Below are 14,769 nucleotides of genomic sequence, written 5' to 3'. Positions count from 1 at the left end.
GCCGCGGCGGGTCCCTCGGAGGCCGGCGAGCGGCCGTTTACGGAGGGTCGCCGGATCGTCACCATCCGGGATGTGACACCGTGGATGTGTATCTCGTGAACCGTACGCGCCGCCCTCACCGCAGGGGACGCCGGGGCGAAGAGGAGTGATCATGTCGAAGCCGCCGCTTCCCGAGGAAGCAGTCGCCATGCTGAGGAAACCGAATCACGCCGTCATCACCACGCTCCGGCCCGACGGCCAGCCCGTGTCCACGGCCACCTGGTATCTCTGGGACGACGGCCGGATCCTGGTCAACATGGACGGGGGCCGCAAGCGGCTGGAGCACCTGCGCGAGGATCCCCGGGTCTCCCTCACCGTGCTCGACGAGAAGGACTGGTACACCCACGTCAGCGTCGTCGGGCACATCGCCGAGATGCGCGACGACGGAGATCTGACCGACATCGACCGGCTGGCCCGCCAGTATCTGGGGAAGGAGTATCCGGACCGGAACCGCAGCCGAGTCAGCGCCTGGATCGAGGTCGATTCCTGGCACGGCTGGGGCGCGCACAAGGACAGCGACCAGCCCGGCTGACGTTCACTCCCGTCCGGGTGCCGGGCGGCCCGCCGGTCGAGACCGGATCTCGCCCGGCCTGACGGGCCGTCCCCGGACCGAACGCGGCCGGATGCCGAGGAGGCGGGCGGCGCCGGGGCGTCAGGTGACGTTCGTCGCGACGTAGACGGTGTTGGCCGACTCGCCGCCCCGCAGCGGGTTGGGGAAGGTGACGACGTGCGCCCGCGAGGTCGCGAAGACCTCCGCGAGCACGGCGGCGAAGTCCGGGTCCGGCGGGTCGTCCGACCACAGGGCGAAGACACCGCCCGGATGGAGGCGTTCGGCGAGCCGGCGCAGGCCCTCGGGGGTGTAGAGGGCGGCGTGGCTCGGGTGCAGCACGTGGCGCGGCGTGTGGTCGATGTCCACCAGGACGGCGTGGAAGCGCCGGTCCGGGGTCTCGGGGTCGAGGCCCGGACCGGCGGCGACCATCGCGAAGAAGTCACCGTGGACCAGGCGGCAGCGGGGGTCCGACATCAGCCGGGCGCCGACCGGCAGCAGCTCCCGCTCGTGCCACTCGATCACCTCGCCGAGCGCGTCGATCACGACGAGCGAGCGCACGCGGGAGTCCTCGAGCACGGCCTGGGCGGTGTATCCGAGCCCGAGCCCGCCCACGGCGACGTCGAGGTCCGAGCCCGGCAGCGCCGCCAGCCCGAGCCGGGCCAGCTCGATCTCGGCCACCGTGAACAGGCTCGACATGAGGAAGTCGTCGTCGAGTTTGATCTCGTAGACGTCGATGCCGAGCGAGGGTTCGCGCCGGCGCCGCAGGCTGATGGCGCCGATCGGCGTCGGACGCCAGTCGATCTCCTCGAAACGCGCGCTCATCGCAGCCGTCCGTCCATGGCGAAGGAGGCGGCCGGGCCGATGCCCGGGTCGGCCCCGGTGGTACCGGGCCTGAATCTATCCTGGCGGAGGCGTTTCGGTGGTCAGGGCAGGAGGGCGCGGACCTCGGCGAGCAGGTCGCACTGCTCGCGCCAGTCGCCTCCGGCGAATCCCAGGACCACGTGACGCGCCCCTGCCTCACGGTAGGCGGCCAGCTGCTCGGCCGCCCGTGCGGGTTTCCCGGTGACGGGGAGTCTCGTCGCCTCCTCCAGCGGGATGCCGTACCCGGTGATGCCCGAGGCGATGGAGGCGCGGGTGGGCAGGCCGGGTGCCGAGCCGAGGACGCCGGTGGCGCCGATGGCGACGACCGGCTCCGGGCGTCCGTGGGCGGCGGCGAGTTCGGCCAGCACGGCCCTTCCCGAGGCCACCGCGGCCGGGGGGACCATCGAGGGGAACCAGCCGTCCCCGTGGCGGGCCGCCCGCCGCACGGCCACCGCCGACGCGTTGCCGACCCAGATCGGCGGGGGCGTCACGGCCGGTTCGAGCCGCACCTTCGCCGGCTCGTCCGCCAATGTGACGGTCTCGCCGGCCAGCAGGCGCGGGAGCAGGTCCAGCGCGGTGTCGGTCCGCCTGCCGCGCTCGCCGTACGGCACCCCGGCCGCCGCCCACTGCCCGGCTCCGCCGCCGGACCCGACGCCCAGCACCAGCCGCCCGCCCGAGACGTGCTGCAGGCTCGCGATCTGCTTGGCCGACCAGGCGAGGGGACGGATCGCCGGGACGAACACGCTCGCCCCGATCCGGATCCGCGTCGTCGCCCCCGCCGCGACGGCCAGTGCCACGGCGCAGTCCAGCGAGGCCGCCCCGGTGGCCAGGTGGTCGCCGTGCCAGACGCCGTCCAGCCCCGCCTCCTCCGCGTGCCGCGCGGCGGTGCCCAGGTCGAGCCGCTGCTCCCGCTGCACGGCGACGGAAGGCAGGATCACTCCGATGTCCATGGAGGCCATCCTTCAACCTCAAGTCCCCTTGAGGTCAATCCGCGGCGGGTGGCCGGGCGTGAGGGGAGCGCCTCAGGCGGCGGCCCGGGGGAAGACCTGGGCGGGGTCCAGGGCGGCCGCCGCCTTGACCTGCACGCTGATCGGGTCCGCGAGGATCTCCGCCGCTCCGGCCTCGATGCCGTCGAGCGCCTTCCGCGCGATCTCGGGGGCCGGGGTCTTCTGCACGGTCGGGTCCCGCAGGATGTCGGTGTCGGTGAAGCCCATGTGAAGGCTGGACAGCTCCACGCCCCGCGCGGGGAGCGTGTCGCGCAGGCCGTTGGTCGCCATCAGGAGCGCGGCCTTGGTCGACGCGTACGCGGTGTACGACCCGAAACCGGGCGCCACGAGGAGGCCCAGGGCCGAGTTGACGTTCTGGATGTGGCCGCCGCCGTTGCCGGCGATGACCGGGGCGAAGGCGCGCATGAGCCGCAGCGGGCCGAAGAAGTTCACCTCGAACTCGCGGCGGACGTCGTCGAGGTCGTGGGTCAGGATGTCGTCGATGGCGAGGTCCACGCCGGCGTTGTTGATCAGGACGGTCACGTCGGAGGCCTGCTCGGCGGCCGCGGCGACCGCCTCGGGGTCGGTGACGTCCAGCTTCAGGGGCACGGCGTTCGGGGTGGAGACGGTCTTCGGGTCCCGGGCGGCGGCGTACACCTTGCGCGCGCCCCGCGCCAGAGCCTCCTCGACCAGGGCCCTGCCGATTCCGCGGTTGCCGCCGGTGACGAGCACGACGGCGTCTTGGATCTTCATGTGAGCCTCCAGAAGGTGGAAACCGATCGGTTTCCGCCATGGTAAACCGATCGGTTTCCAACGCCAAATCGGGAGGTACCCTTCAGGGGTGAGCACGATCCTGAAGGCCACCCCCCGCGAGCGGCTGCTGCGCGCCGCGGCGGACCTCTTCTACCGCGAGGGCATCACCGCGACCGGTGTCGAGCGGCTCTGCCGGGCGGCCGGGGTCTCGAAGCGGTCGATGTACCAGCTCTTCGAGACCAAGGACGAGCTGGTCGCGGAGAGCCTGGCGCTGCTCGGGGCGGACGTCCTCGCGGACTACTTCCCGGATGAGGCGGCCGGGCTGACCCCGCGCGAGCGGATCGTGCACGTCTTCGAACGGCTGGAGGCGCTGGCCGGAGATCCGGCCTTCCGCGGGTGCCCGTTCGTCGGCACCGCCACCGAGCTCAAGGACCCGGCCCACCCGGCGGCCCTGGTGGCCCGTGCGCGCAAGCAGGAGCTGACCGACTTCTTCGCGCGGCAGGCCGCGCTCGGCGGCGCGGACGATCCGGAGACGCTGGCGAACCAGCTGACGATCGTGTTCGACGGGCTGGCCGCCCGCGCGGTGGTTCGGGGGAGCGGGGTCGGGGGGCTGGCCGTCACCACCGCGTCGGTGCTGCTGGACGCCGGCGGGCTGCGCGCCGGTTAGGCCCGTTCCGGGCCGGGAGCCGGTCGTGGGGAGCGGGGGCGGCCGTCGGTCTCTCGAATCCCCTGGGCCTCCCGGGACTTCCGGGCTTTCCCGGGTCTTCCGGACCGCTCCGGGCCGGAGGCCTGGGCGGTCGTCAGGTGGGAGGGTGTCCGCGGCGGCCGGCGTTCAGCCGCGGGCGGAGCGCCGCGGTTTGGGAGGAGCGCCGTCGGGGTCCAGCTCCTCGACGAGCCGGCAGGCGCTGTGCACCGGGTCCACGCTGTTGGCCTGGACGGCCAGCTTCCGCAGCAGCTCCCGGAACACCGAGCGGTCGGCCGGGTCCAGCGGTGCCAGCACGTGCTCCTCGGCGTGTTCCAGCCGGGACTGCGTGTCGGTCCAGGTCGCCCTGCCCCGCTCGGTGGCGACGACGCGCTTGTTGCGCCGGTCGGCGGGGTCGGGGCGGCGCTCGACCAGGCCGGCCTTCTCCAGGTCGTCGAGCAGGTAGGTCATCACCGTCTTGTCGACGCCGAGGCGCTGTGCCAGCGCGCCCTGGCCGCCGGGCAGCCCCTGGACCGCGGCGACGAGGACCTGGTAGCCGCGCGGGCCACCGGGGAGATGGCTGACCAGCGCGTTCGCGGTCCTGACGTAGGAGCGGAAGACCACCCCGAGTGTCCAGCCCAGATCGGTGTCCAGGGCGTCCGGGGTCTCGGCGCCGGAACGTGGGGTTGCGGGCATGTCACGAGATTACCAGGATCGACGGTCGTCAAGACCTTCTGTTTGACAATTCATCTGCTTTGCATACGATCTGTCGTGCCGCACCATCGCGGCGCCACGCGTCCACGCGTCCGGGAACCCGGGCATCCGGGAGACGCGTGCCGCGCAGCCGAGATGACGCACCGAGGAGAGACATGGCCGACTACGGGCACGAGCTGCTGTTCGGGACCTTCCTGACCCCGATGGCCGACCAGGCCGAGAGAGTCGTCGCGCTCGCCCGGCTCACCGACCAGGCCGGTCTGGACCTGGTGACCGTGCAGGATCATCCGTACCAGGCGCGGTTCCTGGACACGTGGACGCTGTTGTCGGTCATCGCGGCGAGCACCTCGACGGTGCGGGTGTCGCCGAACGTGGCGAACCTGCCCCTGCGCCCGCCCGCGGTGCTCGCCCGCAGCGTCGCGACCCTGGACATCCTCAGCGGAGGCCGCGTCGAGCTCGGGCTCGGAGCGGGCGGCTTCCGGGACGGCATCGCCGCCGTCGGCGGCCCCCGGCTGACCGCCGCCCAGGGGGTCGACGCGCTGGAGGAGGGCATCCAGGTCATCCGAGCCATATGGGCGGAAGGGGGCGAAGCCGTACGGGTGGACGGCCACCACCACCGCGTCTGGGGGGCGCATCCCGGTCCGGCGCCCGCCCACGAGGTCGGCATCTGGCTGGGGGCCTACAAGAAGCGCATGCTCGACATGACCGGCAGGCTCGCGGACGGCTGGCTGCCCACCCACGCCTACGCCGCCCTGGACGCCCTCCCGGCCATGAACGCGATCATCGACGAGGCCGCTCTCGGCGCGGGGCGCTCACCGGCCGACGTACGGCGCCTGTACAACATCGCCGGCACCTTCACCGGTTCCGGCCGGGCCTTCCTCCAGGGGCCGGCGAGCGTCTGGGTCGAGCAGCTCGCCGAGCTCACCCTGGAGCAGGGGATGAGCGCCTACATCCTCGCGAGTGACGACCCCGACGACATCCGGCGCTTCGCCGCCGAGGTCGTCCCCGGCGTGCGCGAGCTCGTGGCCGCCGAGCGCGCCGCCTCGAGCGCGCCGGCCGCCGAGGACCGGTCCCGGCCGGCCGGGACGGGCACGCGGGCCGGTGACCGGAGCGCGTCACCGGCCACCGCGCCCGCCACCTCACCGGCCACCGTCGTGCCCGCCCGCACCGGAGGCGGGGCCCCCGCACTGGGGTTCATGCCGACCCCGGACGACGGCACCCGGCTCACCGACGTCCGGGTCTGGGACGAGTCCACCCGTCCCACCGGCCCGGCCCCCGACCCGGCCCGCACCTACACCGCCAGGGAGCAGGCGGCCGGACGCCATCTCGTCGACGTCCACGACCAGCTCCGCCAGGAGCTCGCCGAGGTCCGGCGGCTCGTCGAGGAGGTCACCGCCGGGGCGATGGATCCCGGCGTCGCGCGCTCGCACATCAACACGATGACGATGCGCCAGAACAACTGGACGGCCGGGGTGTACTGCGAGTCCTACTGCCGGATCGTCACGACCCACCACACCATCGAGGACCAGAGTCTCTTTCCCCATCTGCGCCGGGCGGACCCCAGGCTGGCGCCCGTCGTCGACCGTCTGGAGCAGGAGCACCACGCCATCCACGAGGTGCTCGAAGGCGTCGACCGGGCGCTGGTCGCCTTCGTCTCGGAACCCGACGGTCACAAGGCCCTGTGGGCCGCCCTGGACCTGCTGACCGACGCGCTTCTGTCGCACCTGTCCTACGAGGAGAGGGAGCTCGTCGAGCCGATCGCCCGGCTCGGCGCGCACTGAGGCGGCCGGTACCGAGAGGTGTCCGGTACTGAGACGGCCGGTCGAGGCGGCCGGCGTTCTCAGGACACCTCGGCGACCAGGCGCCTGCGGAAGACCCAGTACGACCAGGCCTGGTAGCCGAGCACGAACGGCAGCGCGATCAGGCCGATCCAGGTCAGCACCCCCAGCGTGTACGGGCCCGAGGCGGCCTCGGCGACGGTGAGGCCGGGGAACGGGGCGGGCCACAGGGCGCCGAACAGGGCGGCGCCGCCCAGCGCGATGGACGAGGCCGTTGCGGCGAACGCCCAGCCGTCCCGGCCGCGCCAGGTCAGCGCGACCCCGGCGGCCAGGGCCGCCATCGAGGCGAGCGCGCCCGCCCACAGCCACGGGGCGGCCGACCAGGCGCCGACCGCCGTACCCGCGACGGGGATGTGCGACAGGGCCGCCACCGCGGCGGGCAGCGCCACCGCGGAGGCGAGCATCGCGGCGCGCCGGGCGCGGGAGCGCACCGGCCCGGTGGTCTTGAGCGCGACGAACACCGCCCCGTGCAGCACGCACACCGAGAGCGAGAACAGCCCGCCGACCAGGGCGGCCGTCGCGCTGCCCCGCAGCAGGTCGGCGAAGACGGCGCCCCACAGGAACGCGGGCAGGGCGCTGCCGGCCAGCACGCCCAGGTCGCACCAGGCGCGGTCGGCGGCGTGCCGGACCTTGCCGCGCCACTCCAGGCCGACGCCGCGCACGATCAGCCCGACGAGGACCAGCACGATCGGCAGGTAGAACTCGCTGAGCAGCCCGGCGTACCAGGCGGGGAAGGCGGCGAACATGGCGCCGACCGCGGTGATCAGCCAGACCTCGTTGCCGTCCCAGACCGGGCCGATCGTGCCCAGGACCTGCTTGCGTTCGGCCTCGTTCCTGGCCAGCGCCGGTGCCAGCATGCCCACGCCGAAGTCGAAGCCCTCCAGCACGAAGTAGCCGGTCCACAGGAACGCGATGACCGCGAACCAGAAGGTGGTGAGTTCCATCGTCGTCGCCTTCAGTACATGAGGGTCGGCTGGAGCCGGGCGTCCGCGCTCTCGTCGTCGTCGCGGGAGGGCGGCGTACGGGGAGCGGCGGGGGCGGCGGGCTCGGGGCCCGTCTTGACGTGGCGCGTGAGCAGTATCGCCTCGGCCAGCGCGAGCGCGCCGTACAGCACCGTGAAGACCGTCAGCGAGACGGCCACCTCGGCCAGGCTGACGCCCGGCGAGACGCTCGCGGCCGTGAGCAGCTCTCCCTGGACGGTCCACGGCTGGCGGCCGATCTCGCTGAGCAGCCAGCCGGAGATCATCGCGATCGTCGGCAGCGGCAGCGCGAGCAGGCAGATCCGGGCGAACCAGGCGGGGACCTCCCGCGGGGTACGGGCGGCCACGGGGGTGCCGCGGCGCCTCCGGCGGGTGAGCCAGAGGCCGAGCACCGACAGGCCCACCGTGGACAGACCGAAGACGATCATCACGCGGAAGGACCAGAAGACCACCGGGAGGTTGGGCCGGTAGTCGCCGGGGCCGAACCGCTCCTCGTACCGCGCCTGCAGGTCCTCGGTGCCCTGGACCACCGCGTTCGGGTCGTCGGTGGCCAGGAAGCTGAGCAGCATGGGCACCTCCAGCCCGGGGACGGGGGAGAACGGCGCGCCGGCGGTGTCGTGCCGGAGTCCCTCGGCCGAGGCGAGCTTCATGGGCTGCTGCTCGTACAGCAGCTTGGCGGACATGTCGCCGCTGCCCGCGACCAGGGCCCCGGCGATCGCCGTCATCACCAGCGCGGCCCGCATCGGGGTCCGCCAGATGCTCACACCTCGCGACGCCGGTGCGGTCCCGCCGGTGGCCGTGGTCGTGGTGGTGCCGGTGGCGGCGGAGGCGGTGTGGCGCTCGCGCAGGAGGTGGTAGCCGCAGACCGCCAGCACGAAGGCGCCCGCCACGACGAAGGCTCCCGCGATCACGTGGGGCACCTGGGCGAGCGCGGTGGAGTTGGTGAGCACCGCCCACAGGTCCGTCATCCTGGCCTTGCCGTCGACCACCTCGTACCCGACCGGGTGCTTCATCCAGGCGTTGGCGGCGAGGATGAAGTACGCCGACAGGTTGGATCCGATGACCGCGGCCCAGATGGTGGCCAGGTGGACGCGTCTGGGAAGCCTGTCCCAGCCGAAGATCCACAGGCCGATGAAGGTCGACTCCAGGAAGAAGGCGAGCAGCGCCTCCAGCGCCAGCGGGGCGCCGAAGACGTCGCCCACGAAGATCGAGTACTCGCTCCAGTTCATGCCGAACTGGAACTCCTGCACGATGCCGGTCACCACGCCCATCGCGAAGTTGATCAGGAAGAGTTTCCCGAAGAACTTCGTGAGCCGCAGGTAGTGCTCCTTTCCCGTGCGGTACCACGCGGTCTGCAGCCCGGCCACGAAGACGCCGAGCCCGATCGTCAGGGGTACGAACAGGAAGTGGTACACGGTGGTCACCCCGAACTGCCACCGGGCCAGGTCTAGCGCTTCCATCGTTCCCCTTCGTTCCCCTCGCGGGCCTGGAGCTCTACAGCTTGTAGTTCTACTTCTAGTAGTACTACGGCTTGTAGAGCTATGGGCGGGAGAGGCGCCGCGAGCTACTGCGATCTTCGTCACATGGTCCGCCGGGAGACCGCACTTCTCCGTTGGACCGAGATCGTCTCCGTCGGCTCGCGACGCCGGCTCTCCCGTGCGCCACCGGGGACCCCTCCCCGGATGTCCCCCGCCCGAAGGGGCGTCCTTCCCGTCACGCCGGGCGATCCCCGTGCCGCCGTCCCCCGGGGCGTGACTCCATGGTGGGCCGGGCACCCCCCGCGAGGCGTCCGCCTCCGGGGTGATTTCCCGGTACGCCGGGCGGCGGACCCGCCACCCTCGACGACCGGGTTGTTCTCCACACGACCGGGTCAAGCCACTGCAAACGGCTCGCAAGTGCTCCGTAAGGAGCGGTACGGGGACCTGCAAGCCTCTCCCCATACAAAGGAGTCACTCCAGGGGGAAATCGGCAAAGGCCGGTTCGGGGAGGTAAAGGAGAAATCATGATCAAGCGACTTGCCACCGGCCTGCTGGCCACGGCCGCCCTCGGCGCGATCGCGCTCGCCGCGCCCGCCACCGCGCACGCCGCGACCACGGCGGCCCCGGCGGCGGCGACCACCGCCGCGACCGGCTCGTCCGGCTACGACTACAGCGAGAACTGGGGCCACTACTTCTCGTCCAACCACCGGGCCAAGAGCCGCGGCTGGATCGGCGTCGAGTGGGACGACCAGCAGAAGTGGAACCGGGTCGACGTCAAGGGCAAGCTGTACGACCTCGACCACCGCACGTACAAGCAGGGCGGCAAGTGCGCCTACGTGAAGTTCGCCGTCCACCACTTCGGCGACGGCGGCGGCGAGTGGTACGACGGCAAGTCCTACAAGTACTGCAACGCCGGGGGCGCCAAGCACTTCGCCTTCAGCAAGCACAAGGTCGACAGCGTCCGCGTCAAGGTCTGCCAGATCGGCCTGCACAGCTCTTACCCCACCCGGTGCGGCGACTGGGAGTACCTCTACACCGCCGAGAGCGAGTGATCACATATATCCCCGGACGGTCCGTCCCCCGCACCGGGGGCGGGCCGTCCGGCCGGGAACTCCCGCACGGGGGCGGGAGTTCCGCCGTCCGGTCCGGGGCTTCCGCCGCCGCGGCCGGGCGAGCGGTTCACCGTGCCGGCGTGGCGGGCGGCAGCGGCGGGAGAGGCGGGAGAGGCGGGAGAGCCCACGCCTGCCTGATCTGCTGCAGGGTCGATCTGGTCAGCGTGCCGGTCGTGCCGATCTCGCGCTGTGCCCGGGCCAGGGCCGAGAAGGAGCCGGGGAATCGAGGATCGGATGCCTTGACGACCAGTTCTCTGGACAGGTCCGCCGAGAAGATCCTCGACAGGGTGTCCATGTAGTACGCGCGGTTGGCGAGTGTCGTCCCCGACGTCGCGCCGTCCGTGGTCACGGCGGCGTGCCGGGTGACGCGGTCTCCGAGCTCGCCCAGCCCGCCGTGCGCGTGGACCAGATCCGCCTGGAAGAACCGGAGAAGCTCTTCCGAAGCCTCCGTGCCCGTGCCGGCGCTGACGGCGATCCGGGCCAGCTCGCGGTCGATCAGGGCGGCGGTGACCTCGGCCAGCGGACGAGGCCGATCCGGTGTGACGAGCGCGACCGCCGCCCGTGCCGTGCGGAGCAGATCGCGCGGGATGCCGCCGGACAGGCAGTAGAACAGTGCCGCGAACGGCGCGGGCAGGCCGATGACCCTGGTGTCGAGCAGTTTCACGGCGGTGGGGTGGTCCAGCGGCTCGACCCGGACGACCTCGTCGATGGCGCTGTCGAAGGCGTCGCGCCGGCCCGCCGGCGCGAGATCCGCCTCTCTGAGCGCCTCGTCGGAGACCGACAGCACGAACAGGCAGTGCGGCACGTCGAAGACGGCCTTGAGCTCGTTGAGGAAGTCGCGCGCGTCGGTCGCGGGCACGATCCGGTCGAGCTCGTCGACGCCGATCACCAGGCGACGCGCGGGCCTGGCGTCGTCGAGCTCTTTCGCCACCACGTCAAGGAAGTCCGTCAGCGCCTGGACGATCTCCGGGTAGGTGAGCGGCTGGCGCGCGTGACCCGTCCCGCGCCTGACCGACAGCCCCCAGCCGCCCCAGCCCGCGTTCGCGGTCGCCTCGGCCGACCGCGTCTGCAGGTAGCGGATCTGCCGCAGGTTCCTCGAGGCCTCGTTCGACGCCTTGAGGCCGGTGTTCATCACGCGAACGCAGAGTTTGGCGAACAGGTGCAGCATGAACTCGCGCCGATCGTAGACGACCGGCGCCGTCACCTCGACGCTCAGCTTGGCCGCCGCGCCACGGGCGGCCCCGTCGCCCTCCGCGCAGAACGTCCTCAGCAGCTCGGTCTTGCCCACCCCGCGTGGTCCGGACAGCGCGATGCTTCCGCCGTCCATCCCGTCGCTGATCATGATCAGCCTCTTCTCCGCGGAGGTCGGCACGTGGTAGTCCAGCGCCCGTATCCGGCGCAGGCCCGGAGCGGTTCCGATGTCGAGCGTCGTGGCGTACCGGCGCGCGAACTGCGTGCTGATCCGGGTGCTGATCTGCGCGCGCATGAAGCCCAGCAGGCTCTCGTGGAGCGCCTCCCGCCACGCGCTCTCCAGCCAGGAGGCCTGTCCCCTGCCCGCGCTGGAATCGGTGAACTCGGGCGTGAGCTCCACGAACGCGCGGGACCGCTCCTTCCTCAACGGCAGGAGTGCCGCGGCGTAGACGGCCAGGGCGCCGAGGAACACCCACCCCCACCAGCCGTAGGATTCATCCGGCCCCTGCAGACGCTGGTGGACGAGTTGCCAGACCAGTTCCTGGGCGGAGAAGGCGAGATTCGAGGCCACCATCACCGCCACGGTCCAGACCGTCACCGTCACCGTCACCGCCGTCTGCCGCTCCTCGGCCGAGGGAGTCCTCGCGCGTACGGCGGGTGAAAAGAGCCAGAACAGCCACCGGGTGGCGAGGGCCACGAGCGCGCCTATGAGGGGGATCGCCAGGAGCAATCCGACCCCGTTTAGCGCGACGTAGCCCACGGAGAGAGGGCGACGTTCGGTGATGGCCGCCTTGAGCTCGATGTCCCAGCCGCCCACCACGCCCAACGCCAGTGTGGCGAGCAGGGCCGCTCCCCACGCGATGCGGTACAGAATCCAGGTCAGACGTCGTGTGCCCAGCCTGGTCCGCTCCTGGGCGGTGGTCCGGCGGTGTTCCTCCTCCGCGGTGGTGGCCCGGCGGTATTCCTCCTCCGCGTTCCTGGCCTGTCCCAGAATGGACGCTCGCTCGTCCATCGCGGCTTCACGCAGTTCGCCGGCTGACGGCGCGTCGACGTCGTTCATGCTCGCGGTCAGCTCCGGCTCGTCCAGAACCTGGGCCAGAACCTCCGCGAAGACCTTTTCCCGATCGGTGTCCGTCAATCTCCAGCGCCTTCCATGCCGGGTCTTCGCCACAGAATGGCCCGGTATCGCGCCGGCCGCCAGGGACATTCACGAAAACGCGCGAGGACCGGACGGCCGGTCATCGCGTCAGCGGGCCGCCGCCTTCAGGTACGCGCCGAGGTTGCCGATCTCGAAACCCCGGCGCTTGATCTTCGCGACGAGGATCCTGAAGTCGCGGGCGAGGTTCGGGCGGAAGTGAAGCAGCAGGATGTCGCCGGGGCGGAGCTTCTTGTCGGGCACCTGGTAGGCGATCTTCCCACCCGGCTGCACGGTCGCGGTCCAGAGCAGGAGCGCGTCGATGCCGCAGGCCTTGGCGGCCCTGCGGGTCAGGGTGTTGTGGTTGCCGAACGGCGGGCGGAACAGCGTGGGCGCGGTGCCGGTGTGCCTGCGGATCAGCTTGGAGATGCCGCAGATCTCGGTCTTCTGCCCCTCGTAGCCGAGCGCCGGGAGGTTCGGATGGGTCAGCGTGTGGTTCTCGATCGTCGCCCCCGCGTCGCGCAGGTCGCGCACGTACTCCCACTTGCCCGCGCCCAGGAACCTGCCGCCCTGGGCGGTCGGATCGGCCGCGCCCCTGGCCTCCACGGCGTCGCGGGTGACGAAGGCCGCCACCGGGATCCGCTGGTCGCGGACCTGTGCCACGAAGCCGGGATCCTGCTCCCAGCCGTCGTCGATGGTGAGGAAGACGACTTTCCGCCTGGTGGGAATGGAGCTGATCACCGGAGGCAGGCCGTCGCCGGGGCGGGGGAACCGGCCCACCTCACCCGGCCTGGGCGTCACCCCGGGCGGCCCGGCCGGTCTCGCCGCCCGGTCGCCCGCACCGGAGGGGGCCTTCGACGCGTGGGAGGCGCCCGGACCGGGGGTGGCGCCGGCCCCGGTCCTTCCGCCGTCGGGGCTCGTGGCGCACCCGGCGCTCACCGCCAGAGCCGTCGCCGCCGCCGTTCTGATCGTCCAGTATGTCCCCGATGCCATGGGCGACCATCCTGCCAGCAGCCGGGAGTCCGACACAGCGGTCCTGAAAGGAGTGACTCCGGCGGCTATCGCGTGATCATCCGGGAATCATGGCATCTGCCAGGGTAGGGCCAGCACTACCACAAGCTGGGGTGTGAGCGGGGGTTTGGGATTACGGCGGGCACGGAATCCTGGGATGGTCGTCTTGCTTGGTCGACGTCGATCCGTGGCGCCACCGGCTGACGTGATCATGTCGAGTGATCCGGCCCATCTGAGGAGAACCGTGACCAACTCAACCGCGATCGATGACGCGGATCCTCCCGTCGTCCCCGAGAACGCCGTCCCCGGAGAAGGAGAGCGGGGCAGCGATTTCGCGCGCCTGTCGCGCCGGATCGCCCAGGCGGGACTGCTCGATCGGCGCCCCGGTTACTACGCCGCGCGGCTCGGCCTGGTCGCGGCGGCCTTCGTCGGCGGCTGGGCCGCCTTCTTCACCCTCGGTGACTCGTGGTACCAGCTGCTGGTGGCGGTCTTCCTCGCGGTGGTGTTCGCCCAGATCGGGCTGGTCGCCCACGACCTGGCCCATCGCCAGGTCTTCCGCTCCCGCCGCTCCAGCGAGATCGCCGGGCTGGTGGCCGGAAACCTCGCCATCGGCATGAGTTACGGCTGGTGGATGGACAAGCACACCCGCCACCACGCCAACCCCAACCACGAGGACCACGACCCCGACGTCAACCCCGACTTCCTGCTCTGGTCGCGCGAGCAGGCCGCCGCGAGCAAGGGGCTGCCCAGGCTCGTGGGCCGCTGGCAGGCGTTCCTGTTCTTCCCGCTGCTCACCTTCGAGGGGTTCAACCTCCACGTGTCCAGCGTCCGGGCGCTGACGCGCCCGACGATGAAGCACCGGGCCGTGGAGGCGTCGCTGCTCGTCGTGCACGCCGTCCTGTACCTGGGCGCGCTGTTCGCGGTGCTGTCACCCGTCAAGGCCGTGGTCTTCCTCCTCGTACACCAGGCGATCTTCGGCGTCTACCTGGGCTGCACCTTCGCCCCCAACCACAAGGGCATGCCGATGCTCAGGGGCGAGGACAAGCTCGACTTCCTCCGGCGCCAGGTGCTGACCTCGCGTAACGTGCGCGGCAGCGTGGTCCTGGACGTCGTGCTCGGCGGGCTCAACTACCAGATCGAGCACCACCTCTTCCCGAGCATGCCGATGCCCAACCTGCGCCGCGCCCAGCCGATCGTCCGGGCGTACTGCGAGGAGCTGGGGGTCGACTACCTGGAGTCCGGGATCGTCAGCTCGTACGCGCAGGCGTTGCGTCACCTGCACGACGTGGGCGTGCCCCTGCGGTCCGGGAGTCCCGTGCCCGGCTGATCCGTGGTGTCCCGCCCGAGCCGGGCCCCGGCCCGCGTTCCGGGTACGCCGGAGGCCGGTTCGAGGCACTGAGGCAGCACTGACAAGGGCGGGTCCCGCCGGCGGGCAGATG

The 14,769-nt window shown here is 71.7% G+C and carries 13 protein-coding genes; 5 read left to right on the top strand and 8 right to left on the bottom strand.

Translation table 11 applies throughout. The features are described from left to right. Positions 1–151 precede the first annotated feature (151 nt). Positions 152–571: a TIGR03618 family F420-dependent PPOX class oxidoreductase gene (locus tag ACVCAG_RS19555; RefSeq protein ID WP_440084737.1), complete on the top strand. Its 420-nt coding sequence runs from the start codon at positions 152–154 to the stop codon at positions 569–571. Between the two features lie 120 nt (positions 572–691). On the opposite strand, the gene ACVCAG_RS19550 is transcribed toward ACVCAG_RS19555, so the two are convergent. From ACVCAG_RS19550 to ACVCAG_RS19540, 3 genes are all read right to left on the bottom strand, one after another. Then, entirely contained in the window at positions 692–1,411 is a 720-nt protein-coding gene (locus tag ACVCAG_RS19550) for a spermidine synthase (protein WP_440084736.1), read from the bottom strand. Between the two features lie 101 nt (positions 1,412–1,512). Beyond that, a complete protein-coding gene (locus ACVCAG_RS19545; protein WP_440084735.1) occupies positions 1,513–2,400 on the bottom strand; it encodes an LLM class flavin-dependent oxidoreductase in 888 nt (295 codons plus the stop codon). Between the two features lie 72 nt (positions 2,401–2,472). After that, the gene (locus tag ACVCAG_RS19540) at positions 2,473–3,189 is read right to left on the bottom strand and encodes an SDR family oxidoreductase (protein ID WP_440084734.1); all 717 of its coding nucleotides are present in this window, start codon (positions 3,187–3,189) and stop codon (positions 2,473–2,475) included. 88 nt (positions 3,190–3,277) lie between these two features. Here ACVCAG_RS19540 and ACVCAG_RS19535 point away from each other — a divergent pair, with 88 nt between their 5' ends. Further along, on the top strand, positions 3,278–3,856 hold the full coding sequence (locus ACVCAG_RS19535) for a TetR family transcriptional regulator (RefSeq protein ID WP_440084733.1): 579 nt from the start codon (positions 3,278–3,280) through the stop codon (positions 3,854–3,856). Between the two features lie 165 nt (positions 3,857–4,021). Here ACVCAG_RS19535 and ACVCAG_RS19530 read toward each other — a convergent pair whose 3' ends face one another. Continuing rightward, positions 4,022–4,567 (bottom strand): MarR family transcriptional regulator, encoded by a 546-nt coding sequence (locus ACVCAG_RS19530; RefSeq protein ID WP_440084732.1) that lies wholly within the window; start codon positions 4,565–4,567, stop codon positions 4,022–4,024. A 173-nt stretch (positions 4,568–4,740) separates the two neighbouring features. On the opposite strand from ACVCAG_RS19530, the gene ACVCAG_RS19525 reads away from it, so the two are divergent. Further along, positions 4,741–6,366 carry an LLM class flavin-dependent oxidoreductase gene (locus tag ACVCAG_RS19525; RefSeq protein WP_440084731.1) on the top strand — a complete coding sequence of 542 codons (1,626 nt, stop codon included), beginning with the start codon at positions 4,741–4,743 and terminating at the stop codon, positions 6,364–6,366. 59 nt (positions 6,367–6,425) lie between these two features. Here ACVCAG_RS19525 and cydB read toward each other — a convergent pair whose 3' ends face one another. Both cydB and ACVCAG_RS19515 read right to left on the bottom strand, forming a co-directional pair. Further along, positions 6,426–7,367 (bottom strand): cytochrome d ubiquinol oxidase subunit II, encoded by a 942-nt coding sequence (cydB, locus tag ACVCAG_RS19520; RefSeq protein WP_440084730.1) that lies wholly within the window; start codon positions 7,365–7,367, stop codon positions 6,426–6,428. Positions 7,368–7,378: 11 nt separating this feature from the next. Then, positions 7,379–8,863, bottom strand: a complete 1,485-nt coding sequence (locus ACVCAG_RS19515) for a cytochrome ubiquinol oxidase subunit I (protein ID WP_440084729.1) — start codon at positions 8,861–8,863, stop codon at positions 7,379–7,381. A gap of 542 nt (positions 8,864–9,405) precedes the next feature. Here ACVCAG_RS19515 and ACVCAG_RS19510 point away from each other — a divergent pair. After that, positions 9,406–9,933, top strand: a complete 528-nt coding sequence (locus ACVCAG_RS19510) for a hypothetical protein (protein ID WP_440084728.1) — start codon at positions 9,406–9,408, stop codon at positions 9,931–9,933. A 127-nt stretch (positions 9,934–10,060) separates the two neighbouring features. Here ACVCAG_RS19510 and ACVCAG_RS19505 read toward each other — a convergent pair whose 3' ends face one another. Further along, entirely contained in the window at positions 10,061–12,322 is a 2,262-nt protein-coding gene (locus ACVCAG_RS19505) for a hypothetical protein (protein ID WP_440084727.1), read from the bottom strand. A gap of 108 nt (positions 12,323–12,430) precedes the next feature. Continuing rightward, positions 12,431–13,312, bottom strand: a complete 882-nt coding sequence (locus tag ACVCAG_RS19500) for a polysaccharide deacetylase family protein (protein ID WP_440084726.1) — start codon at positions 13,310–13,312, stop codon at positions 12,431–12,433. Between the two features lie 262 nt (positions 13,313–13,574). Here ACVCAG_RS19500 and ACVCAG_RS19495 point away from each other — a divergent pair, with 262 nt between their 5' ends. Beyond that, the gene (locus ACVCAG_RS19495; RefSeq protein ID WP_440084725.1) at positions 13,575–14,657 is read left to right on the top strand and encodes a fatty acid desaturase; all 1,083 of its coding nucleotides are present in this window, start codon (positions 13,575–13,577) and stop codon (positions 14,655–14,657) included. Positions 14,658–14,769 lie beyond the last annotated feature (112 nt).

The sequence above is a fragment of the Streptosporangium sp. G12 genome (assembly GCF_052983175.1).
This window is presented reverse-complemented; position numbering and strand designations above follow the sequence as displayed.